We start from the raw sequence: 19,777 nt of genomic DNA, 5'->3' as shown, positions 1-19,777 counted from the left end.
GCGGGGCGTTATCGCTACTTCGGCAGCGTGAGGATCTCGGCTCCGTCCTCGGTCACGGCGATGGTGTGCTCCGTGTGTGCGGTGCGGCAGCCGGTCGCGCTGCGCAGCGTCCAGCCGTCGTCGTCGGTGACGAGCTCGGCGGTGTCCGCCATGACCCACGGCTCCAGGGCGAGCAGCAGTCCGGGGCGCAGGGTGTAACCGCGGCCGGGGCGGCCGGTGTTGGGTACGTGCGGGTCCTGGTGCATCGTCGAGCCGATGCCGTGGCCGCCGAACTCGGTGTTGACCGGATATCCCGCCTCGCCGAGCACCGTGCCGATGGCGTGGGAGAGGTCGCCGATACGGGCGCCGGGTCCGGCGGCGGCGATGCCCGCGGCGAGGGCGCGCTCGGTCACCTCGATCAGCGCGAGGCTCCGCGGGTCCTTGGTCTCGCCGACGACGAAGCTGATGGCGGCGTCCGCCGCGACGCCGTTCAGGGAGACGGCGAGGTCCAGCGTCAGGAGGTCGCCGTCGGCCAGCGCGTAGTCGTGCGGCAGGCCGTGCAGAACGGCGTCGTTGACCGCCGTGCAGATGTAGTGGCCGAACGGGCCGCGTCCGAAGGAGGGCGCGTAGTCCACATAGCAGGACTGCGCGCCCGCCTCGGTGATCATCTTCTTGGTCCACCGGTCGATGTCGAGCAGGTTCGTGCCGACGGTGCTGCGGCTCCGCAGGTCCTGGAGGATGGAGCCGACCAGGGCGCCGGTGTCCCTGGCCCGGCTCAGGAGGGTGGGGTTCAGGATCTCGATCACGTAGAGCTCTTCTCACGTAGGCGGGTGGCCGCGCGGGCACCCAATAACTATACCGGGCTTACTATACCGGTATTAGAATCGAAGGCGTGATCGACCGGAACCTTCGCCCCTGGGGGATCCGTCAGCCGGCCGTCTGGTGGCGGGCCGAGCGCCTCTTGAGCAGCATCGGCAGCGCGTACCAGCACAGCGCGAACCACAGGAGGATCAGGCCGGCCAGGATCTCGGCGAGCAGGTTCGGCAGCACGACGTGCAGGATCAGCAGCACCGTGCCGCTGATGGTGAGCGCCAGCAGAACGAGCCCCGTGACCATCAGCCGCCCCGCCGTGCGCACCAGGTCGTCCTTGAGCCGCTGGCCCGTCAGCAGCCGGTGCAGGGAGACCGGCGCGATGAGGACGCCGGTCGCGGCGGCGCCGAGCAGTACGGTCGCCACGTACACGGTCGTGTCGAAGGCGCCGAGGTCGCCGAAGTTCGGGGTGAACGCGACGCTCAGCAGAAAGCCGAAGAGAATCTGCACACCGGTCTGCGCGACACGTGTCTCCTGCAGAATCTCGGCCCAGCGCCGGTTGGCCCTCTCGTGCGCCTCTTCCCGCGCGACCTTCTCGCTGTCGCGCTGCCCGGCGGCCGTTCTCGATATCTCACCAATGCTCACGGAAACTCCCTTCGTACAGACCCGGATGCCCGCGAAGGCGGCAAATACGTGACGCTTCCGCGAGCCCGTCGGGAGTAGGCGCGTCCTGCTGGGCTGCGCCCGAGGGAAATCCGTGCGTACGCCGCGATGCGCACCACCCTCGCGTACGCCGTGAAGTGCACCACCTCCTCTGCGCGGAACAGGGCGCGGGCCCGTCCACGGCCCGGGTCGCCGGGTCCGGCGTGGAGCCGTCGGAGGGACGGGGCGGCTGCAGCCGGGTGACGGCCGCGCCGCGCGGCACCCCGGCTCGGTCCGGCCGCGCCTTAACGTGTCGATATGAGTACAGAACAAGACATTCCTGTCCCTGTGCGCCGCCGCGCGAGCGTGCCGCGCGGCCTCGGTCTGGTGTGCGCCGTGGCCGCGGCGGGCGCCCTGCTCGCGGGGTGCGGCGACGACACGGACCCGGCCCAGACCGGATCCGCCCCCGACAACGCCCGTGCGTCGACCTCGCCCTCCGACTCCGCCTCGGGCTCCATGTCGCCGTCGGCCTCGGCGAGCAACCTCACCGAGGACCAGTCCGAACGCAAGGCCCTCGTACCGAAGGCCAAGGTCGGCTACGACAAGGCGATGGACACCGCCCTCAAGGCCGTGACCGGCTCGAAGCCGGTCTCGATCGAGCTCAAGGGCCCTGCCGACAAGGCGAACTGGGTGGCGGAGGTCGCGACGAGCGACGGCACGAAGAGCACCGTCCGGGTGGACGCGGCCACCGGCAAGGCCGGCGAGGCCCGCACCGACTCGGACCAGGACGGCGACGACAAGAAGGAACTCGCCGGCTGGCTGTCCAAGGCCAAGGTGACGCCGAAGCAGGCCGCCGACACCGCGACCGGCAAGACCAAGGGCACGGTCACCTCCGTCGAACTCGACGACACCGACCAGGGCGGGCCGATGTGGTCCGTCGACGTCGTGAACACCGGCGACTGGAACAAGACGACGTACGACATCGACGCGACCAACCGCAAGGTGCTCCGTCAGCACACCGACCGGGACTGATGGGTTACGCGGGGAGCGGGACGCTGTCGTGGAGGGACTCGCCCGGCCGCCGCGCGTCCGGGCGAACCCCACCATCAAGAGGTTCCCGGTCCGGGGAAAGGCGGCCGAGCGCGGCCTTGCCCCTGGACTTGCGCTCGTGGAGATGTCCTTGGTGAAGCTCAACTCGTCTGAGTGCGCGACGCCTCCGGCCCCCGTACCAGGGGTTCCCTGTCCGAGGGCTGGTCAGAGGGCGTAGGTCGTGCGCGCCGTGACGAGTGCTTCAGCGGCGGCCTCGACGTCGTGGGTGAGCAGTTCGACGATGCTGGCCGCGGCACCGGCCAGGCCGGTGCTTGCCTCGGTGTCCGCCTCGGTGACCCACTCACCGTTCGTCCGGTCCGTGCCGAAGTAGCGGCACAGGGTGGCTGAGAGGCGGAGGTCGACGGCAGCGGACCTTCCCAGCACGCTGCCGCTCGCGGCCAGCTCTGCGGCCGACTCGTCGAGTGCCCGGGCCAGTGGACCGGCGTGCTCGGCGCCGGCGCGGATGGCGGTGATGGCCTTGAGGGAGGCCCTGACCAGAAGGGGCGCGTCCGGGGTCCCGCGAGCGACGAGCGCCTCCGCGATCTGGACGGCTCGCTGCGCCAGCACGGTACGGGCCACCACCGCGATGGGTACGTGCGCGCAGTCGGCGGCGCGCCGGGCGTCGATGCAGTGGCGGGCGGCGCGGATGAGGTCACGCGGCACGCCGCCGCTCAGGGCGTGGCAGAAGAGCGCGAGGGGAGCGGGGAAGTCGAGAGCGCGTCGGTTGACGAGGCGCAGTGCTTCGTCGGTGCTGAGCCGCCGCACAGGGACGATGGAGTCGAAGGACGAGTCGAACGCGTCGCGCACCGGGATGCCCCGCAGCGAGAAGCTGTGCAGTGCGTCTTCGCTGACCGACACGATGACGTGCACATCGGGGATGTGGAGGATGTCCTTGATGCTGTTGATGAACTTCAGGGCGTCCTTCGGCTTGTCCACCTTGTCGAGTTCGTCCAGTGCGATCACGACCCGCTGCTTCGACACCTCGGCGGCCAGAGCCACGAACTCCTTGAACCGGGTGACCAGTTCGGGATGCGACAGATCGCGTTCCGTCTGCTCGAACTGGTCCTGGTCCTCGGCGGCGACGGGTGTGAAGGAGAAGACGTTCTTCGAGATGCGCTTCTGCATGTGGGAGTACGTCAGACTGGCTTCGGCGTCGTGGGCCGCTTTGACGAGCGGATGGCCCCAGGAGAGCGAGCGGCGGTGGGAGTCCGCGTAGTACGCGTTGAGCGCGTGGACGCCCCCGGCGACACCGAGGAGCATGAGCACAAGAGCCGGCGCGTCCTTGATGGTGGCCACGGGGTGGCCCGTTTGGTCGGCGATGATCAGGGCCAGACCCGCGGCGAAGGCCCCCGCGCTCGCCACCTTGCGGGCGAAGGCGATACGCCGGCCCTCGCGCGCGGCCAGGGCCTCGTCGCTCCTGCCCCCGTAGCGGGCGTTCACGGTGCGTGCGAGTTCTCGGAAGATCACGCGGATGAAGTCGTCCGCCGTGTAGCGGACCGGGATCGGGATGTACAGATTGAAGGGTTTGGGTCCGCCGGTTGCCTCGCCTTCGGCCAGCTTGCGCTGGATGTCCCGCATCAGCGTGCTCTTGCCGATCCCGCGCGGACCGCTGATGCCGATCGCCGAGGTCCGGTGCTCGGTGATGAAGGAGAGCACGGCTTCCGTCGAGGCCGACGGAATGGTGTCGGCCGAATCGATCTCGACCAGGATGGGGGCCTTCTCGCTGGTGAGCACGGACTGGTCGTCCTTGGCGCGTTCCCTGTTCTCGTTCACCACGCTCGTGGCCAGGGCGAGCACTTCGTCGTTGAGTGCGGCGAGCAGGCGTGCCTGGGCCGAGCGGAGGCGCTGTTCCGCTCCGTCCAGGGTGCGGGTCGCGCGCATGCGTTGACGTGCCCCTGCGGTCAGGAAGACCACCGCCGCGACCCCCGCTCCCGCGGCTGTCCAACCGCTCGTGGCGTCCTGGAAGCCGAAGAGATGCGAGCCGACCGCCGCTGATCGCCAGAAGGCGACCGCCGCCGAGGCGCTGAGAACCATCAGGGACAGCGGCACCAGGCTCCACAGCTTCGACCGGTCCGCGCGCTGCCTCACTGCCGTCTTGTGGACGAGCGTCTCGTACCAGCCCTGATAGGGGGCCAACGACCGGGGTTCGCAGCGCGAACGCACCTCGGCCTCGACCGAGTCGTCCGTGTGGAAGAGCCGTTGCCCGGTGAAGGTGTCCCATGCCGCTCCGACCAGCTCGGACTCCGCGTCTTCTACGGGCGGGCGGTGAGCTTCGCTCATCGGGTGCCTCCCGCGGGACAACCGACGGGCCGGGTCTCCGCCGTGATCGGTTCGCCCGGTTCGCCCGTGACGGGATCGGGGACGTACATGGCCGTGTCGGCGGAGAGTGTGCTGTAGGACCGGAAGGGGCCGATGTTCTTGTGGAGGGGGCGCCCGTCGTAGCTGTAGTCGATGCGCAGGGACCATTCGTAGTCGCCGCGGCAGGCCGACGCGTCGACGCGGACGATGGCCGGGTCCTTGGCGCTCACCGTGAAGCCCGATCCGAGGGCATCGGTGCGCACCGGGGGTTCTGACGGGTCGGGTTCGCCCTCGCTCACGCCGTGATCGACCAGTTCGGGTGTGTCGAGGTCGAGCGCGAACACCCGGTCCTTGAGCTCGCCGCAGCCGCCCTGGGTCAGAGCCACCCACGAGGGCGGATCGATCCTTTTGGGGACGCGTGTGGTCAGGTGCAACTCGTCGACCGTGTACGAGGCGCTGCCCTTGGCGCTCAGGTCGAGGTAGAGGTGCCCGCCTCCCCAGGTGCCGCCCGCGCCGCCGCGGGTGGCGACCTTGGAGCGGAAGTCCTGCTCGGTGGCGTCGAAGCGGGCGAGAGACGGGCCGCCGCGCGCCATGGCCACCGATGTCGCCCCGTCGCAGACCTTGGCCGTCGGCCACTTGTAAGTGACGAGCAGCGGGCCCTCGGCGGCGCGGGACGCCGACGGGGTCGGCTTCGGCTCGGAGCGCGCCGAACGCTCGACCGCGTTGCCCGCTCCGCACACCGACCCTCCGGAGCACTCGTTGCTGGAGCACCCGAGCAGCAGGGCGCCGCCCGCCGCCGTGAGCAACGCCGCGAGTCCGGCGAGGCGCTTCACCGGGGGGTCTCCTCGGCCCTGGCCCTCTCCTGGTCCGCCGCACCTCCGGCCGGGCCGAAGTCGGTGGTGTTGCCATGGCCGCAGACGGAGCGGTTGCTGCACCGGTTCTGGTCGCCGCCGATGGTGTCCGTGGCGAACAACCCGGCCAGCGTGCCGGAGATGGCCACGCCCGCACCAATCAGCGCGAGCCACACACGTAAGCGGTGACGATCGGTCATAGGCATACCGGCTCCCCCCGTGGCGCTCTTGACAACTCGCGCGCCTGGGCGACTCAGTATCCTCACCTCCACGACGCTTCGAGCCGATTTTCGTATGATCTCCGACTATGCCCATTGTGTGCCCTCTTGTGACCGGGGATGACGTCCTGACTCGTTCATCGGCGGACGGCAGGGGGAGCCCGCCTCAGCCCCGTACCGGGGTGATGCGGGGCTGAGTGGTGGGCTCTGTCACGGGTGTGCGGAGAGGTCCGTGGGCATCACGGCTTGCTCGGAGGGGCGGCGTCGGGTGCGTCGTGGCGGCGGTCACCTGGGTGTGATCGCGATGCCCTCGGGCTGGTGCCCGGTGGGCAGGGTCACCCGTACCTTCGGAACCGTCGGGTCGACGACCGAGACGGTGTCGGAGCCCTCGTTGGTGACCCAGACGCGGCTGCCGCCCGGAGCGACGGCGAGACCCTGCGGAACTCTGCCGACGGGCACCCGGGACAGCACGCGGCCGGTCTTCGTGTCGATGACGAGGAGCTTGTCCGCCCCGGAGTCCGCCGCGTACAGCCGTCGCCCGTCGGGGCTGACGCCCAGGCTCAGCGGCGCCTTGCCCACCGGCCAGGTCGCCGTCACCTTCCGGGTGGCGGCATCGATCACCGAAACGGTCCCGGCGCCCGTATTGGCGACGAAGACCCGGTCCCCTTTCCCGGTGGCGGCGATTCCGCTGGGGAAAACACCGACCGGGATCCGTGCCACGGGTTTGTTCTCGTCGGACAGGACCGTGACGTTGTTGCTGCCGCTGTTGGTGACATAAGCGGTGCCGTCGGGCAGCGTGGCCACACTGTGCGGGAGAGCACCGGCCCGCGGCGTCGCGACGACTTTGCGGGTGCGTGTGTCGATGACCGACACATTGTCACCTCCCCAGTTCGCCGCGAATACCCGGCGCCCGTCACGACTCGGAAAAGCGGAATAGGGAAAGATGCCGACCGGAACGGTCGAGACCACTTTCTGGCCGGTGGTCTCGATGAAGGAGACCGTCCCGGACCGGCCGTTCGCCACATACGCGTGCGACCCGTCGGGGGCCGCGCCGACCCCGGTCGGTTCCTTGCCCACCGGGACCCTTCTGAGGGGCCGTTCGAGACGGACGTCGAAGGAGGAGACGTTCGCGGAGCCGCTGTTGGCGACGAAGGCGACGATGCGCATCGGAAAGTCGCCCGCACCGTGACCGTCCCTCGGCGCGGGGCGGACCGGCGACGGCGGCGGGGCGGACAGCGCGGGGGACGTGCACGCCAGAAGGGCGAGCAGACACCCGAGCGTCAGACGGACGGGAAAACGGCGGCAGCCCATGGAGGCACCTTTGCTGAGGGTGTGTGGGAGGCCCTGGACGGACACATCTGGCCAAACGCGCGCAATGCGCATTGCGCACGGGCGGAGATGCGAGCGGAAACCGAATTCGTTCTTTCGGTGGCCCCGCTCGTGGCAATCCGACCATTACGCATACGTGCGTGAGTCATATGAGCGGCGCCCGCTTCACTCCCAAAGCCCCCGGCGCGGGGTAAGGTGCGAATCTTCCGGAGATCCGGTCGGCCACAGGGGAGGGGCATCATGACGCGTCGGACGCGCACGAGCGGAGCGGCAGCCAGACGATGTACGACAGTGCTGCTCGCCGCGGTGAGCAGTTGCGCCCTCACCGCGGGAACGGCCGGCACGGCCACGGCCGCCGCCCCCGGCGGACAGTCGGGAGGCCACCGCTCGGCCTATGTGGCGCTCGGCGACTCCTACACCTCCGGGCCCGGGATACCGGCCCAGGTCGACGCGGTCTGCGCCCGCTCCGACCGCAACTACCCGTCGCTCATCGCCCGCAGCCGCCACGTCACGTCGTTCACGGACGTCAGCTGCGGCGGCGCGACGACCGCCGAGATGTGGCAGGCGCAGGGGACCAACAAGCCCCAACTGGACGCCGTACGACGCGACACCGACCTCGTGACCCTGCAGATCGGCGGCAACGACATCGGCTTCGGCTCCATTATCAGCACGTGCGCCGGGCTCAGCGCGCAGGACCTGTCCGGCGACCCGTGCCGACGCCACTACAACGCGGGGGGCTACGACGCGTTGACGGTGAAGATCCTCCAGACGGCACCCAAGGTCACCCGAGTCCTGCGGGCCGTGCACGCCAGAGCGCCCCACGCGCGTGTGGTCGTCGTCGGCTACCCCGCCCTCCTCCCCGACGACGGCACCGGCTGCTACCCGACCGTCCCCTTCGCGGCCAAGGACTTCCCCTACCTCCGGGACACCCAGAAACACCTCAACCTCATGCTGCGCACCGTGGCACACCTGAACCGGGCCGACTACGTCGACACGTATCGCCCGACGGTGGGACACGACATGTGCAAGGCGCCCGCCGACCGCTGGATCGAACCGCTGGTCCCGACCTCGCCGGCGGCCCCGGCCCACCCCAACGCCAAGGGGCAGGAGGCGATGGCGCGGGCACTCCTCAAGACCCTCACACGAGGAAAGGTGTGAGCAGTCGCAGCAGGGCGGTGGGCCGGTGCAGCGGCACGAAGTGGGTCTCCACGGCCGTCGAGGTGCTGGCCGAGGAGGCGGGCGAGGTGCGGTTCTCGGAGCCGCGGCGCCGGATGCCGGGCAGCTCGCAGAAGATCCTGTCGGTCACCCCGCGGGGGATGGTGCGCGACGGTCTGGCGGGAAGGCGCGTCGAACCGGCCGTGCCGCCGCGGGTGTTCTACCGCCTGACCCCGCTCGGCCTCTCGCTGGACGAACCCCTCGCCGTGCTGCGGGAGTGGGCCGAGGCGCACATGCCGGAGATCGACCGGGCCGACGAACGGTTCGCCCGGGAGGAGGCGTCCGCGTAGGGCCCGGCCACGGCAGGGGCCCGCGGGCGCGGCACCGCCCCGCGGGCCCGCGTCATCCGGCCGACCCGGCGCTCACCACGACGACTTGGTGACGCCGGGCAGGAACCCGGCATGCGCCTGCTCCCGTACCCGTACGCGTGAGAGCCCGAACTTGCGCAGGTGACCGCGCGGACGCCCGTCCACGCTGTCGCGGTTGCGGACCCTGGTCGCGCTGGCGTCACGCGGCTGGCGGCGCAGCTCCGCCAGGGCGGCTTCCCGTTCGGCGGGCGGGGTGTCCGGGCGCCCGATGGTCCGCTTCAGCTCGGCGCGCCGGGCGGCGTACCGCTCGACGATCGCCTTGCGCTTCTCGTTCTGCGCGATCTTGCTCTTCTTGGCCATCAGACCTTCCCTCCCTTGGCGCGGATACGGGCGACCGCGGCCTCGATGCCGATGCGGTCAACGGTCTTGACGCCGCGCGCGCTGAGCCGGAGGCGGACGTGCCGCCCTTCGCTCGGCAGCCAGTACCGCTTGCGCTGGATGTTCGGGTCGAAGCGGCGTGAGGTACGCCGGTGCGAGTGGGAGATGGAGTTGCCGAATCCCGGTTGTGCGCCGGTCAGTTGGCAGTGGGCGGACACGGTGACCTGCCTTTCAGAAAGTGAGCGCGGTACTGCGGCAGCGCTGCGGCTTGGAAATGGAAACCATTGTCATTAGAGTACGGCATGGCATCCGGCGCGATGCACACCCGCCCCGACCACCGACCGAGCCCCCGGGCTCGCCCGCCCGAAGGACACCTATGAACCACGGAACCCGCATGCCCGTCGTGATCGTGGCCGGGCTCCACTCCACCGCCCGCAGGGAGGCGGTGGAGGGCCTGCTGCGCACCGTCCCCGACAGCGTTGCCCTCCACCACGACCTGTCCACCGCGGGCGACGGCACCGTCCTGCGCGTGCTGCGCGACGCCTCGGGCGAGCTGTCGCGCGGCGAGGCCGCGCTCGTGAACGACTGCGCGTGCTGCGCCCTGCGCGAGGACCTCGTCCCCGAACTGGAGCGGCTGGCAGGCAGCGGCCTCACGCGGCTCGCGATCGTCGAGCTGTGGGACTCCGTCGAGCCCAGGGCGATGGCCGAGGTCGTCGCCGCGCACAGCGGTGAGGTGCTCGAACTCACCAACGTCGTCACGGCCGTCGACCCCGCCCTCGTCCTGCCCTGCCTCGGCAACGGCGACGACCTCGCCGACGTGGGGCTCGCGGCCGCGACGAGCGACCGGCGGACGGTCAGCGACACCTGGGCCAGGCAGCTGGAGTACGCGCCCGTCCTCGCCGTCGTCGACAGCGAGGAGGCGGACGACGAGGACCGCGCCCTCCTCGCCCAGCTCCACCCCCTCGCCCGGCAGGTGGCCGCCGGCTCCGCCGAACTCGCGCGCCTCGCCTTCGAGGGGTTCGACGTGGAAACGGCGGCCGCCGCCCAGCACCCGGCCTGCGCCCTGCTGCCGCAGGAGGCGGACGCGGCCGGGGTCGCCACCTTCGTCTGGCACCACGACCGGCCGTTCCACCCCGGCCGCCTCTACCAGGCTCTCGAGGACCTGTGCTGCGCCGCCGCGCGCAGCCGTGGCCGGTTCTGGCTCGCGGACCGCCCGGACACGCTGCTCGCCTGGGACGCGGCGGGCGGCGCCCTGTGCGTCGAGAACGCCGGGCCCTGGCTCGCCTCGCTGCCCGACGCCGCCTGGGACCTGATCCCGCCGGTGCGCAGGGCGGCCGCCGCGCTCGACTGGCACCCCGCGCACGGAGACCGCTGCCAGCACCTCGTCTTCACGTCACCCGGCCTCGACCGTGACAACCTTGCCCGGCTGCTCGACTCGTGCCTGCTCACCGACGCGGAGTACGCCGCCGGGCGCGAGGCGTGGAAGCGGCTGCCGTCCGCCTTCGACACCCTGCTCGACGCGGCTTGAGACACCTGCGCACACGGCCGGGTGAATGCGTGTCAGGGGCGCTCGGCTGGTGTGCGGAACGGGGAGGGTCGTCGCATGCGAGCACTAGTCATCAACTGCACCCTGAAACCGTCACCGCAGCCCTCGAACACCGAGGCCCTCGCGGGCACGGTCATCGCGGCCCTCAAGGGGCATGGCGTGGAGGTGGACCTCGTACGGGCCGTCGACCTGAACCTGAAGCCCGGCGTCGAGACGGACATGGGGGAGGGGGACGACTGGCCGGACGTGCACGAGAAGTTGCTCGCGGCGCGGATCCTGGTCATCGCCTCGCCGACCTGGGTCGGCCGGCCCTCCTCCGTCGCCCAGCGGGTGCTCGAGCGGATGGACGCGATGCTCGGCGAGACCGACGACCAAGGCCGTCCCGCCGCCTTCAACCGGGTCGCCGGGACCCTCGTCACCGGCAACGAGGACGGTGCCCACCACGTCATCAGCGAGATCCACGGCGCCCTCGGCGACATCGGCTACACCGTCCCGGGCCAGGCGTGGACCTACTGGCACCTCGGTCCGGGCCCCGGCCCCGACTACCTGGACGACGACCGCGGCCACGACTGGTCGGCGTCGACCGGCCGCGCCATGGCCTCCAACCTCGTTCACGTGGCCGAGGCCCTCGACCACCATCCGGTGCCCGCACCGCCCTCCTGAACCCGGACCTCCGCCGGTGGCGCAGCGGAGTCGGACCGGTGCGGAGCGCGGTCGGGGTCATGGGACCCACCGAGTTTCTGCACGACATCTTCATCGTTGTATGTCCTGTTACCGGGCCATGACATGTCGATCTTGACAATCGCCGCCCGTGCGCAAGTAGGTTCGGTATGCACCGAGTTATGCAACGATCCGGCGTCGGCGCCGGGAAAGAAGGATGCCTGATGGGTTCGCACGCCCGCCCCAACCGGATCCACCGCACCGGAGCCAGGATCGCGACGGTCGCGCTCGTCGGGGCCGTCCTGCCGATCACGGCCGGCGGTCTCGCCGAGGCGGCCACCGCGGCACCGGCGGCACAGGGTCAGGGCGCGGCGACCGCGAGAGACCAGGCCGCCCCCGACATTACCGCCGACCACGCCTTCCTCCTCGACGCCCGCGACGGCAGCCAGGAGCGCGCCATGTGGGCCGGCGTCAAGGCCGACGACAGCGTCTCGATGGCCAGCACGACCAAGATCATGACGGCCATGGTGGTGCTCAAGCACCCGGAGTGGCTCGACCGGCAGATCACGGTGAAGCAGGAGTACCGCGACTACGTGACGGAGAACGGCGCCAGCACCGCCGACCTCCAGATCGGCGACAGGCTGACCGCCCGCCAGCTCCTGCACGCCATGCTGCTCCCCTCCGGCGGCGACGCCGCGATGGCCCTCGCCGACAGCTTCGGCGCCGGCGACACCATCGACGCGCGGATCGCCGACTTCCAGAACCAGATGAACGCCGAGGCAGGGCAACTCGGCCTCAGCGGAACCCACTTCGACTCCTTCGACGGAATCTCGCACGGCGACAACCGCTCCACCGCCCGCGACCTCGCCAAGCTGGGCCAGCGCGCCATGCTCAAGCCGGTCTTCGCCGACATCGTGAAGCTCAAGCAGTTCAAGACGGAGGCCCCGGCCGCCAACGGCCGCACCCGCTACTACACCTGGAACACCACCAACGACCTGCTGAGCACCTACGACGGCGCCCTCGGCATCAAGACCGGCAGCGGCGCCGAGGCCGGCTACTCCCTCGTCTTCGCGGCCGAGCGCGACAACCGCACCCTGGTCGGCGCCATCGTCGGCTCCGACCAGGAGGTCTTCGACGACGCCGCCAAGATGCTCGACTGGGGCTTCGCGAACTGACGACGCCCAAGGCGTCCCGCCGTCCGGCGGAACCCGCGGCCGATCCGGGGCATGTCAGCCCTGGTCGGCGTGTGCGGGGGAGCGCAGCTCCACGACGGTCGCGGCGAACGCGAGCGGCCCCGGCAGCGGCGGCACGAGCACCGGCATCGGCCGCCGGTGTGGATGCCGACGGCGTCCAGGCCGTGGGCGACGAGCCGCCGTCGTCGAACAGGCCGGGACCAGGGGGCCGGGGCACGGGAAGTTGATCTCTGTTCGGTGACGGCATCTGTCGGCGCCCGTGCCGGATGCGTAGGGTCGCCGCCATGGCACTGCGACCTGTGAACGTGAACATCAAGGCCCTGGACGACGCGGTGGTCGGCGGCTTCTGGGCCGAGGCGCTCGGCTGGGGCGTGTCCAGCGAGGCCCCCGGCGTCACCAACGTCGAACCCGGCGGCGGTTTCGTCTGGCCGGACGCGTCCGCCGTCTGCATCGACGTCGTCACCGTTCCGGAACCCAAGACCGCCACGAAGAACCGTGTGCACCTGGACCTCGCCACCACCTCGCAGGCGCACCAGGCGGAGCTGGTCGCCCGCCTGCGCGCGCTCGGCGCGACCTCCGTCGACGTGGGCCAGGGCGACGTGCCCTGGGTCGTCCTCGCCGACCCGGAGGGCAACGAGTTCTGCGTACTCGAACCGCGCGCCATGTACCGCGACACCGGCCCGATCGCCGCGATCGTGATCGACTGCGTGGACCCCCGGGCCATGGCCGGATTCTGGGACGCGGCCACGGACTGGACCCCTACGAGGCCGACGACGACCACGCGAGGCTGCGCTCCGCCAAGGGCGTCGGCCCCTACATCGAGTTCCTCCGCAAGGGCGAGAAGACGGTGCCGGACCGCGTCCATGTCGACCTGCTGCCGTACGCGGGCGACGACCAGGAGGCCGAGGTGGCGCGCCTGCGCGAGCTGGGCGCCACCGACCTCGACCTCGGCCAGGGCGACGTCTCGTGGAAGTGCCTGAGCGACCCCGAGGGCCACGAGTTCTGCGTGCTCGGCCGAGGCTGAACCCCGGTAGTTCCGGGCCGGCTTCCACTTCCCGCATGATCCCGAACGGTCCAGCACAGTCCCGCACAGTCCCGCACGGTGCGGCGTGGGTGCCCCCTCTTGACGCCTCCTCACCCACTGAGTACAACGATGTAAATCGTTCGTGCCCCCCACCCACACCCCCACGGGATTCCCCCCTGAATCACGGGATCCCCTTGAGGAGGCCCCATGCAGCCGCTGTCACCCGCGCGCCCGCCCCACCCGGCCCCCCTGCTTCCCCGGCGAAGAGCGCCCCTCTTCGCCGTGGTCGTTCTCGGGCTGCTGTTCTCGCTGCTCGGCGCCGTGCAGTCCGGCACCGCCGACGCGGCCACCGGCACCAAACTGCGCGACGGCACCGGCCTCTACCCGCGCGCCGTACGTCTGGAACACAGCGGGTCGGCCAACGGGCGGGTCCTCGCCTCCGTCGTCACCTTCTCCGGCAACAACGGCCTCGGCGCGATCCACGAGAGCACCGACGGCGGCCGCACCTTCCGCCAGGTCGGCACGGTCACCGACCCCGAGGCCGCGGGCGGCCAAGGACTCTGCTGCTCCACCCTCTACGAACTCCCGCGCCAGATAGGCGGTCTGCCCGCGGGCACCCTGCTCTACGCGGCCTCGGTCGGCCAGGACGAACCCGGCCGCCGGATGGCCCTGCGCGTCTTCAGGAGCTCGGACACCGGCCGCACCTGGAGCTACCTCTCCACCGTGGCGACCGCCACCAGCGAAAAGGGCCTGTGGGAGCCGGAGTTCTCCGTCGACGCCGCGGGCGAACTCGTCGCCCACTACTCCGACGAGACCGACCCCGCGCACAGCCAGAAACTCATGGCCGCCCGCACCACGAACGGCGTGAACTGGTCCGGCCACCATGCCACCATCGCCAGCAAGCTCGCCTCCGACCGGCCCGGCATGGCCGTCGTACGGCGCCTGGCCAACGGCACGTACTTCATGACGTACGAGATCTGCGCCGCGGCCGGGCAGTACGTGTGCGTCGTGCACTACCGCACCTCCGCGGACGGCTGGAACTGGGGCGACCCCGCACACCTCGGCTACCGCCCCGAGACCAGTGACGGCAAGTACTTCAAGCACGCGCCGACCGTGGCCTGGGCGCCCCTGAGCGGCTCCGCCACCGGCCGCCTCTATCTGATCGGCCAGGTCATGCACAACAAGAACGACTCCGTCGCGGCGGGCAGCGGCCGCACCGTGTGGGTCAACGACGCGGGCGGCGCGGGCGCCTGGCGGGAGATCGCCGCGCCCGTCGCCGTGTCCTCGACCACCGTCGACTACTGCCCCAACTACAGCTCGGCGCTGCTCCCTTCGGCCGACGGCCGGAGCCTCCTCGAGATCGCCACGGACTACGACGGGACGGTCTGCAAGCCCTACTACGCCACCGGCACGGTGCCCTCCGCATAAGCCGGTTCGACTGCTGCGCCCCGCGGCCGTGGCGAGGCCGCGGGGCGGAACCGGTTACTCCAGGACGGCACGGGCAACCGGTCGCCATGACCTTGGCCCGATCGATGCCGGACAGCCCCGCCGAGTGGGGGATCCTCCTTGGCGCGCTGGCGGTCTACCTCCTCGGACGCTGGTTCTTCGCCTGGCGGCAGGCGCGCGCGGAAGGACACCGGCGGCCCGCACGCGCCGCCCTGCACGATGCCGGCGACGACGACGCACCCGGGCAGGACCCGAACCCATGGGGCTACAAGTCGTGGCAGGAGTTCCTGCGGTTCGAGGCGCCACAGAACCGCGAGGCGCGGACGGAAGGCCGATCCCGTACGTGAACCCTGGCCACCACCGCATACCGTCCACCCCCGCCGCCCCCATTCGCCATGTCCGAGGAGTGGTAGTTCCCCGCGCCCGGCGAGGTCGCCACGGCCGAAGGCCGCACGCGGGGTAAGGGTGGGCCGATGGATCTGACGACAAGGGGCGGGTTCTTCACCCGCGCGTTCGGCACGCCACCGCGCGAAGGCGAGCCGACCGTGGTGCTCGTCCACGGACTGGGCCTCTCGGGCCGCTACTTCGTACCGCTCGCCCGACGGCTCGCCGCACAAGGAGCGAGCGTCCTCGTACCCGACCTGCCCGGCAACGCCCGCTCGCGGGGAGCCGCCGGCCGCGCGCCGGACATCACCGAGCACGCCCGCGCCCTGGCGGTCTGGCACCGGCGCCTCGGCCTGGGCCCGGTCGTGCTGGTGGCCAACTCGGTCGGCTGCCAGGTCGCCGCCGCGCTCGCCGCCGCACATCCGGACATGGTGGGCCGACTGGTCCTGGCCGGGCCGGCCCTCGACCCCGCCGTACCGGCCTGGCGTCAATGCGCACTGCTTGTCCAGGACGCGCCCCGCGAACCGCTGCGCCTGTTCGCACTGGCGGTCTCCGACTACCTGGTCACCGGCCTCCTGCGGTGCGCGGCCGAATACCGGCACGCGCTGCGGGACGCGGCCGGGTCGTTCGAGGCGAACCTGGCACAGATCCACGTACCGACCCTCGTCGTACGGGGAGAGGGCGATCCCCTCGTGTCACCGTCCTGGACGCGGCGGATCACCTCCCTCGTCGACGACGGCCGCACCGCCGAGGTCCCCGGCGCCGCCCATGCGGCCCACTACAGCGCGCCCGACGCCATGGCGACACTGGTCCGGAAATTCACGGCGGACGGCCCCGGAGGACCCGCATGATGTCGACACCCCTTCGCGACGCGACCGACGGCGCCAAGGACAGCAGGAAGTTCGCGCCCTGGCTGCGCCTGCTGCCCGGCATCTCCCCGAAGCGCCGCGGCTACGTCCTCGCCTGGTACGGATTCACGCTCACCTTCGGCGGGATGCGGCTGCTCACCTGGCTCATCCACATCGACGTGGGCGGCTTCGGCGACGTGAGCGCCGGCGGCGTCCACCTGCACCACTACGTGTGGGGCATCCTGCTGCTCATGATCGTCGGCGCCACGGCCCTGTCCGAGAGCTCACCGCGGGCCCGCGCCTGGCTCGGCCTCGCCTACGGGGTCGGGATGGCCCTCGTCATCGACGAGGCGGCCCTGCTGATCAGCCTGGAGGACGTGTACTGGGACACCGAGGGCGGTCTCAGCATCGCCATCGCGATCGCGGTGATCGCGGTGGTCGGCAGCGTCCTGGCGGTGACCCGAGGACGGCGCGCGTCCCGGGCGGACGAGGAGGCGGAGAAAGAGCGGGAGTAGGACAAGCGGGAGTAGGACAAGCGGGAGTAGGACAAGAAAAAGGGCGAGGAAAGCGAAAGGGCTTGTTTCATTTCGAGTGAATTGAGAAGGAAGCCCCTTCATGGCCTCGCCACAGTCAACGCTAGCACTCACGCCGGTATCAGGTCGCGCAGATTTTCCAGGGTGATGACGCGGGAGTGCGGGTGCAGCCCCTCGGGCCGCTCCAGACCGATGTACGTCACAGGCTCGTCCGGCACCGGCTCACCGCTCTCCCACACATGCATGACCGTGGCGTCGTCGGACATCAGGTCGGCCAGGTAGGCCACCGTCAGCTGGTCGCGCTCCACGACGGCGCGGACCACCTCCGACACCGTCGCCCGGTTCTCCTCGACCCGGTTGCCCGCCGAGACGCCCCTCAGGTACAGGTGCAGCCACTTGGCGCGCCAGCGTCCGTCGCGCCCGCGCCGGAACACGAGAGGCAACGCCACCCGGCCCGCCCCGCGCAGCTCCGACTTCATCCGGACCGTACGGGGCTCGAACGGGCGGCCGTTCTGCGCGCCGTCGCGCACCATGAACCCGAAGAACGACTCCTCGACCTCGTCGAAACCCTCGCCCGCGAAGATGAGCACCTGCGGAGCGATGAAGGCGGTGCGGACACGGCTCAGGGACAGGTCGATGAACTCCGAGGCGCCGTCGGGCGCTTCGGTGATGTCGCCCGAGTGCCGGCCCCCGACGGTCGTGAGGGACGTGTACGAGAGCCAGGCGTCGGTGCTGTAGTCGCCGCGCAGGAGCAGCGCGGACAGGTCGTAGTCGGTCCGCTCCCCGGCCTCCTTCCAGTACACGAAGAAACGCAGGTGGTCGCCGTCGACCCGGGAGACCGAGCCGCGTGGCAGGACGCCGAGCCCGGCCGCGGCCGCCTTGCCGCTGAGGGGGAGCGCCACGTCGAGGATGTCGGGGTCGAGCAGCAGGTGGGCCGGTGTCGGGAGCCTGCGACGCAACTCGGCGTCGAGGGCCGCGATCAGCCGGTCCCGGTCCGCCGCGGGCACCGGCCGCCGGGCGTCCGGGGCCACCCAGGCGCGGCCGCGGCGGTTGACGAAGACGCGGTGCTCGCCGGTCTCCCGCTGCCGGTTGTGCAGGTGCTCGCGCACCGCGAGCACGACCCGGCCGGAGACGCCGGGGGCGGCCCGCACCGCGGCGGCCACCACCGCGTCGCGCTCCTCCTGGCCGTCGGCGGTGCGCAGCAGGTGGTCGAGGGCGCGGAACAGCCTGCCCGGAGCGGACTCGAGCAGCTTGACCGCTCCGAGCACGTCGCACGCGTCGAGCAGTGCCTCGACGCGGCTGCCGAAGCCACGTGCCTCCTTCTCGCCCCGCGCGACGGCGAACACGTCGGCGGCGTGCGGCCAGCGCGGGTACTCGTGCGGGTGCAGCCGCTCGCCGAGCCGCTTGAAGGGCTCCCGGTGGGCATGTACGTCGGCGAGCTTCGCCGGGTTCGCCGAGACCACGGCGTCGAGCCCCGCGAGCAGCGCGCGCCGCACCGGCCGCGGCAGCGTACGGAACCGGGTCGGCTCCCGCAGGGTCACATCGCCGCCCGACAGCGCGCAGGCGAGGCGCAGCACATCGGTGACGGTGTCCAGCAGCGGTTCGGCGCCCACGGTGAGGCGGACCTCGTTGACGAGCGCCCGGTTCTCCCGGACCGGGATCGCCGCCGGCTGCGGGCCGAGCGCGCACCGCCCGGCGAGCACGCGCAGATCGCGCAGGTCGTCCTCGCCGAGCGGGGTGACACTGCCCGCCAGGGCCAGGTACACCTCGGTGAGTTCGTCGTCCAGACCCCGGCCGAGGTGCAGGACGGTGACCCGGTCGCCCGCCGCCGCGATCAGCTCGTCGTGCCGGGCGAGCATGTCCTCGTACGTGTGCTGGTAGCGGCCGTAGGCGGGGAGGGTGAGCAGGTCGAGTCTGTGGTGGGCCAGCTGCGCGAGGACGGTGTCGCGGGCGGTCTCGTCCGCCAGGGCCTGTGCCACACACCGCGTCCAGAACTCCTCGGTGTCCGGCACATGTGTGGGGAAGTCGATGAAATACGTGTTGTGGCGCACGTGGTCGCCCACCATCTCGGCGACGGTGCGCAGGGTCCGCTTGGCCGTGTGCACGACCGCGGCCTCGGACAGGTGCGAGAGGCGGTGCAGCAGCTCGGCCGAGAGCTTGAAGCCGACCGAGGCCAGCGCCGCGTCGAACTGCCGCGCGGCGACTCCCCCTTGACCGGCGGACCCGGCGGGGAGGGGAAGCCGATGGGTGTGCCGGACGATCAGCGATTCGAGACTCTGCGCCATGCGGGCAGGATCGCAGAGGCGGGCGGTCCGACGCATGTGAGTTGTTCGCGCGGCCTGTGGTGCTCTGCAGGTGTGTCCGGGTGTCTCACCTGTGCAGGTGTGTGAGGAGGGTGTCGAGCGGCGGCGGCACCCGGTCCGGTGCGAGGGCCTCCACGAGGAGACGGCCGTAGCGGATCTTGCGGCCCTTCTTCGTGCCGAGGAAGCGCCGGGCCTGCTGGTGCGGGGGCCGGCCGAGCTGTGCGGGCTGGCGTCGGAACGTCTGCCAGGCACGGACATCGCCCTCGGCGCGGAAGATGTCCTCGACCGTCGCGGTGCCGAGGGCGCGGATCAGCTCGTCCTCCAGGTCCGCCGCGCATACGTGGATGTCGTCCGGCCGCGCACGTGCCCGCGCGAGGCCACGCTCGTAGAAGCCCTTCTCGTTCTCGTCGCACAGCCCTGTCAGACGGAGACCGAGGCCGGTCGGACCGAGGAGAGCGGCGTACCGGCCGACACTCATGGCGCCGCCCATCGCCACGACGCACACACCTTCGGCGCCGAGGTCCCGCTCCCGCGCCGCCGCCAGAGCCTCCACCGCCGCGAGATCACTGAGCCCTTCGAGCAGTACGGCGGTCCGCACACCGAGTCCGTCCGCCAACTGGCGCGCCGGTTCCCCGGGGCCGCCCGCCGCCCAGTGGCCCACCGCATCCTGGAACGCCTTCATGTCCACCATGGCGGGAGTCTGCCCGTTCGGGCCACTTCCCG

The 19,777-nt window shown here is 71.2% G+C and carries 20 protein-coding genes and 1 pseudogene; 11 read left to right on the top strand and 10 right to left on the bottom strand.

Features of this window, described 5'->3' with window-relative positions; genetic code table 11:
* Window positions 1-14 precede the first annotated feature (14 nt).
* Window positions 15-785 (bottom strand): type I methionyl aminopeptidase, encoded by a 771-nt coding sequence (gene map, locus ACH4RC_RS15820; protein ID WP_398200444.1) that lies wholly within the window; start codon window positions 783-785, stop codon window positions 15-17.
* 121 nt (window positions 786-906) lie between these two features.
* Window positions 907-1,428: a DUF6328 family protein gene (locus ACH4RC_RS15815; RefSeq protein ID WP_398200538.1), complete on the bottom strand. Its 522-nt coding sequence runs from the start codon at window positions 1,426-1,428 to the stop codon at window positions 907-909.
* Between the two features lie 321 nt (window positions 1,429-1,749).
* On the opposite strand from ACH4RC_RS15815, the gene ACH4RC_RS15810 reads away from it, so the two are divergent.
* Complete coding sequence (locus tag ACH4RC_RS15810; RefSeq protein ID WP_398200441.1) at window positions 1,750-2,463, top strand: PepSY domain-containing protein; 714 nt, start codon at window positions 1,750-1,752, stop codon at window positions 2,461-2,463.
* 222 nt (window positions 2,464-2,685) lie between these two features.
* Here the strand turns inward: ACH4RC_RS15810 and ACH4RC_RS15805 are convergent, their stop codons facing one another.
* The 4 genes from ACH4RC_RS15805 to ACH4RC_RS15790 form a co-directional block, all read right to left on the bottom strand.
* Complete coding sequence (locus ACH4RC_RS15805; RefSeq protein ID WP_398200438.1) at window positions 2,686-4,800, bottom strand: ATP-binding protein; 2,115 nt, start codon at window positions 4,798-4,800, stop codon at window positions 2,686-2,688.
* Window positions 4,797-5,651 carry a hypothetical protein gene (locus tag ACH4RC_RS15800; RefSeq protein ID WP_398200436.1) on the bottom strand — a complete coding sequence of 285 codons (855 nt, stop codon included), beginning with the start codon at window positions 5,649-5,651 and terminating at the stop codon, window positions 4,797-4,799. Before ACH4RC_RS15800 ends, ACH4RC_RS15805 begins: the two co-directional genes overlap by 4 nt.
* A complete protein-coding gene (locus ACH4RC_RS15795; protein WP_398200433.1) occupies window positions 5,648-5,869 on the bottom strand; it encodes a hypothetical protein in 222 nt (73 codons plus the stop codon). Before ACH4RC_RS15795 ends, ACH4RC_RS15800 begins: the two co-directional genes overlap by 4 nt.
* Window positions 5,870-6,172: 303 nt before the next feature.
* Window positions 6,173-7,198: a YncE family protein gene (locus ACH4RC_RS15790; protein ID WP_398200430.1), complete on the bottom strand. Its 1,026-nt coding sequence runs from the start codon at window positions 7,196-7,198 to the stop codon at window positions 6,173-6,175.
* 258 nt (window positions 7,199-7,456) lie between these two features.
* Between ACH4RC_RS15790 and ACH4RC_RS15785 the strand changes: the two genes are divergently transcribed.
* Both ACH4RC_RS15785 and ACH4RC_RS15780 read left to right on the top strand, forming a co-directional pair.
* Window positions 7,457-8,374, top strand: coding sequence for an SGNH/GDSL hydrolase family protein (locus ACH4RC_RS15785; RefSeq protein ID WP_398200427.1), 918 nt, complete (start codon window positions 7,457-7,459; stop codon window positions 8,372-8,374).
* A complete protein-coding gene (locus tag ACH4RC_RS15780) occupies window positions 8,371-8,721 on the top strand; it encodes a winged helix-turn-helix transcriptional regulator (RefSeq protein ID WP_398200424.1) in 351 nt (116 codons plus the stop codon). The genes ACH4RC_RS15785 and ACH4RC_RS15780 overlap by 4 nt, the downstream gene beginning before the upstream one ends.
* A 72-nt stretch (window positions 8,722-8,793) precedes the next feature.
* On the opposite strand, the gene rpsN is transcribed toward ACH4RC_RS15780, so the two are convergent.
* Both rpsN and rpmB read right to left on the bottom strand, forming a co-directional pair.
* Window positions 8,794-9,099 carry a 30S ribosomal protein S14 gene (gene rpsN, locus ACH4RC_RS15775; RefSeq protein WP_398200421.1) on the bottom strand — a complete coding sequence of 102 codons (306 nt, stop codon included), beginning with the start codon at window positions 9,097-9,099 and terminating at the stop codon, window positions 8,794-8,796.
* Window positions 9,099-9,335, bottom strand: a complete 237-nt coding sequence (gene rpmB / locus ACH4RC_RS15770; RefSeq protein WP_398200418.1) for a 50S ribosomal protein L28 — start codon at window positions 9,333-9,335, stop codon at window positions 9,099-9,101. The genes rpsN and rpmB overlap by 1 nt, the downstream gene beginning before the upstream one ends.
* Window positions 9,336-9,493: 158 nt before the next feature.
* Here rpmB and ACH4RC_RS15765 point away from each other — a divergent pair, with 158 nt between their 5' ends.
* The 8 genes and pseudogenes from ACH4RC_RS15765 to ACH4RC_RS15730 all read left to right on the top strand — a co-directional run bounded on the left by ACH4RC_RS15765 (window position 9,494) and on the right by ACH4RC_RS15730 (window position 16,733).
* Entirely contained in the window at window positions 9,494-10,645 is a 1,152-nt protein-coding gene (locus ACH4RC_RS15765) for a CobW family GTP-binding protein (protein WP_398200415.1), read from the top strand.
* A gap of 75 nt (window positions 10,646-10,720) precedes the next feature.
* Window positions 10,721-11,326 carry a flavodoxin family protein gene (locus ACH4RC_RS15760; protein WP_398200413.1) on the top strand — a complete coding sequence of 202 codons (606 nt, stop codon included), beginning with the start codon at window positions 10,721-10,723 and terminating at the stop codon, window positions 11,324-11,326.
* A gap of 221 nt (window positions 11,327-11,547) precedes the next feature.
* Window positions 11,548-12,498, top strand: coding sequence for a D-alanyl-D-alanine carboxypeptidase family protein (locus ACH4RC_RS15755; RefSeq protein ID WP_398200410.1), 951 nt, complete (start codon window positions 11,548-11,550; stop codon window positions 12,496-12,498).
* Window positions 12,499-12,800: 302 nt separating this feature from the next.
* Window positions 12,801-13,540, top strand: a pseudogene (locus tag ACH4RC_RS15750) (VOC family protein).
* A 207-nt stretch (window positions 13,541-13,747) separates the two neighbouring features.
* Complete coding sequence (locus tag ACH4RC_RS15745) at window positions 13,748-14,968, top strand: sialidase family protein (RefSeq protein ID WP_398200407.1); 1,221 nt, start codon at window positions 13,748-13,750, stop codon at window positions 14,966-14,968.
* 86 nt (window positions 14,969-15,054) lie between these two features.
* Entirely contained in the window at window positions 15,055-15,333 is a 279-nt protein-coding gene (locus ACH4RC_RS15740) for a hypothetical protein (RefSeq protein WP_398200404.1), read from the top strand.
* A 126-nt stretch (window positions 15,334-15,459) separates the two neighbouring features.
* Complete coding sequence (locus ACH4RC_RS15735; protein WP_398200402.1) at window positions 15,460-16,221, top strand: alpha/beta fold hydrolase; 762 nt, start codon at window positions 15,460-15,462, stop codon at window positions 16,219-16,221.
* On the top strand, window positions 16,218-16,733 hold the full coding sequence (locus ACH4RC_RS15730) for a hypothetical protein (protein WP_398200399.1): 516 nt from the start codon (window positions 16,218-16,220) through the stop codon (window positions 16,731-16,733). The genes ACH4RC_RS15735 and ACH4RC_RS15730 overlap by 4 nt, the downstream gene beginning before the upstream one ends.
* A gap of 128 nt (window positions 16,734-16,861) precedes the next feature.
* On the opposite strand, the gene ACH4RC_RS15725 is transcribed toward ACH4RC_RS15730, so the two are convergent.
* Window positions 16,862-19,036: a hypothetical protein gene (locus ACH4RC_RS15725; RefSeq protein WP_398200397.1), complete on the bottom strand. Its 2,175-nt coding sequence runs from the start codon at window positions 19,034-19,036 to the stop codon at window positions 16,862-16,864.
* Window positions 19,037-19,121: 85 nt separating this feature from the next.
* Window positions 19,122-19,745, bottom strand: a complete 624-nt coding sequence (locus ACH4RC_RS15720; protein ID WP_398200394.1) for a TOPRIM nucleotidyl transferase/hydrolase domain-containing protein — start codon at window positions 19,743-19,745, stop codon at window positions 19,122-19,124.
* Between the last annotated feature and the right edge of the window lie 32 nt (window positions 19,746-19,777).

It is taken from the genome of Streptomyces sp. NPDC016845 (genome assembly GCF_044332585.1).
GTDB lineage: Bacteria > Actinomycetota > Actinomycetes > Streptomycetales > Streptomycetaceae > Streptomyces.
Note: the sequence above shows the minus strand (reverse complement) of the source record. Positions and strands in the feature narration are given on the sequence as shown.

Bases quoted from the DNA above. Each gene is read 5' to 3' on its own strand.
- ACH4RC_RS15755 (WP_398200410.1), top strand. From the start codon at position 11,548: ATGGGTTCGCACGCCCGCCCCAACCGGATCCACCGCACCGGAGCCAGG.
- ACH4RC_RS15740 (WP_398200404.1), top strand. From the start codon at position 15,055: ATGACCTTGGCCCGATCGATGCCGGACAGCCCCGCCGAGTGGGGGATC.
- ACH4RC_RS15795 (WP_398200433.1), bottom strand. From the start codon at position 5,869: ATGACCGATCGTCACCGCTTACGTGTGTGGCTCGCGCTGATTGGTGCG.
- ACH4RC_RS15760 (WP_398200413.1), top strand. From the start codon at position 10,721: ATGCGAGCACTAGTCATCAACTGCACCCTGAAACCGTCACCGCAGCCC.
- ACH4RC_RS15785 (WP_398200427.1), top strand. From the start codon at position 7,457: ATGACGCGTCGGACGCGCACGAGCGGAGCGGCAGCCAGACGATGTACG.
- ACH4RC_RS15790 (WP_398200430.1), bottom strand. From the start codon at position 7,198: ATGGGCTGCCGCCGTTTTCCCGTCCGTCTGACGCTCGGGTGTCTGCTC.
- ACH4RC_RS15735 (WP_398200402.1), top strand. From the start codon at position 15,460: ATGGATCTGACGACAAGGGGCGGGTTCTTCACCCGCGCGTTCGGCACG.
- ACH4RC_RS15720 (WP_398200394.1), bottom strand. From the start codon at position 19,745: ATGGTGGACATGAAGGCGTTCCAGGATGCGGTGGGCCACTGGGCGGCG.
- ACH4RC_RS15725 (WP_398200397.1), bottom strand. From the start codon at position 19,036: ATGGCGCAGAGTCTCGAATCGCTGATCGTCCGGCACACCCATCGGCTT.
- rpsN (WP_398200421.1), bottom strand. From the start codon at position 9,099: ATGGCCAAGAAGAGCAAGATCGCGCAGAACGAGAAGCGCAAGGCGATC.
- ACH4RC_RS15810 (WP_398200441.1), top strand. From the start codon at position 1,750: ATGAGTACAGAACAAGACATTCCTGTCCCTGTGCGCCGCCGCGCGAGC.
- ACH4RC_RS15805 (WP_398200438.1), bottom strand. From the start codon at position 4,800: ATGAGCGAAGCTCACCGCCCGCCCGTAGAAGACGCGGAGTCCGAGCTG.
- ACH4RC_RS15765 (WP_398200415.1), top strand. From the start codon at position 9,494: ATGAACCACGGAACCCGCATGCCCGTCGTGATCGTGGCCGGGCTCCAC.
- ACH4RC_RS15745 (WP_398200407.1), top strand. From the start codon at position 13,748: ATGCAGCCGCTGTCACCCGCGCGCCCGCCCCACCCGGCCCCCCTGCTT.
- ACH4RC_RS15730 (WP_398200399.1), top strand. From the start codon at position 16,218: ATGATGTCGACACCCCTTCGCGACGCGACCGACGGCGCCAAGGACAGC.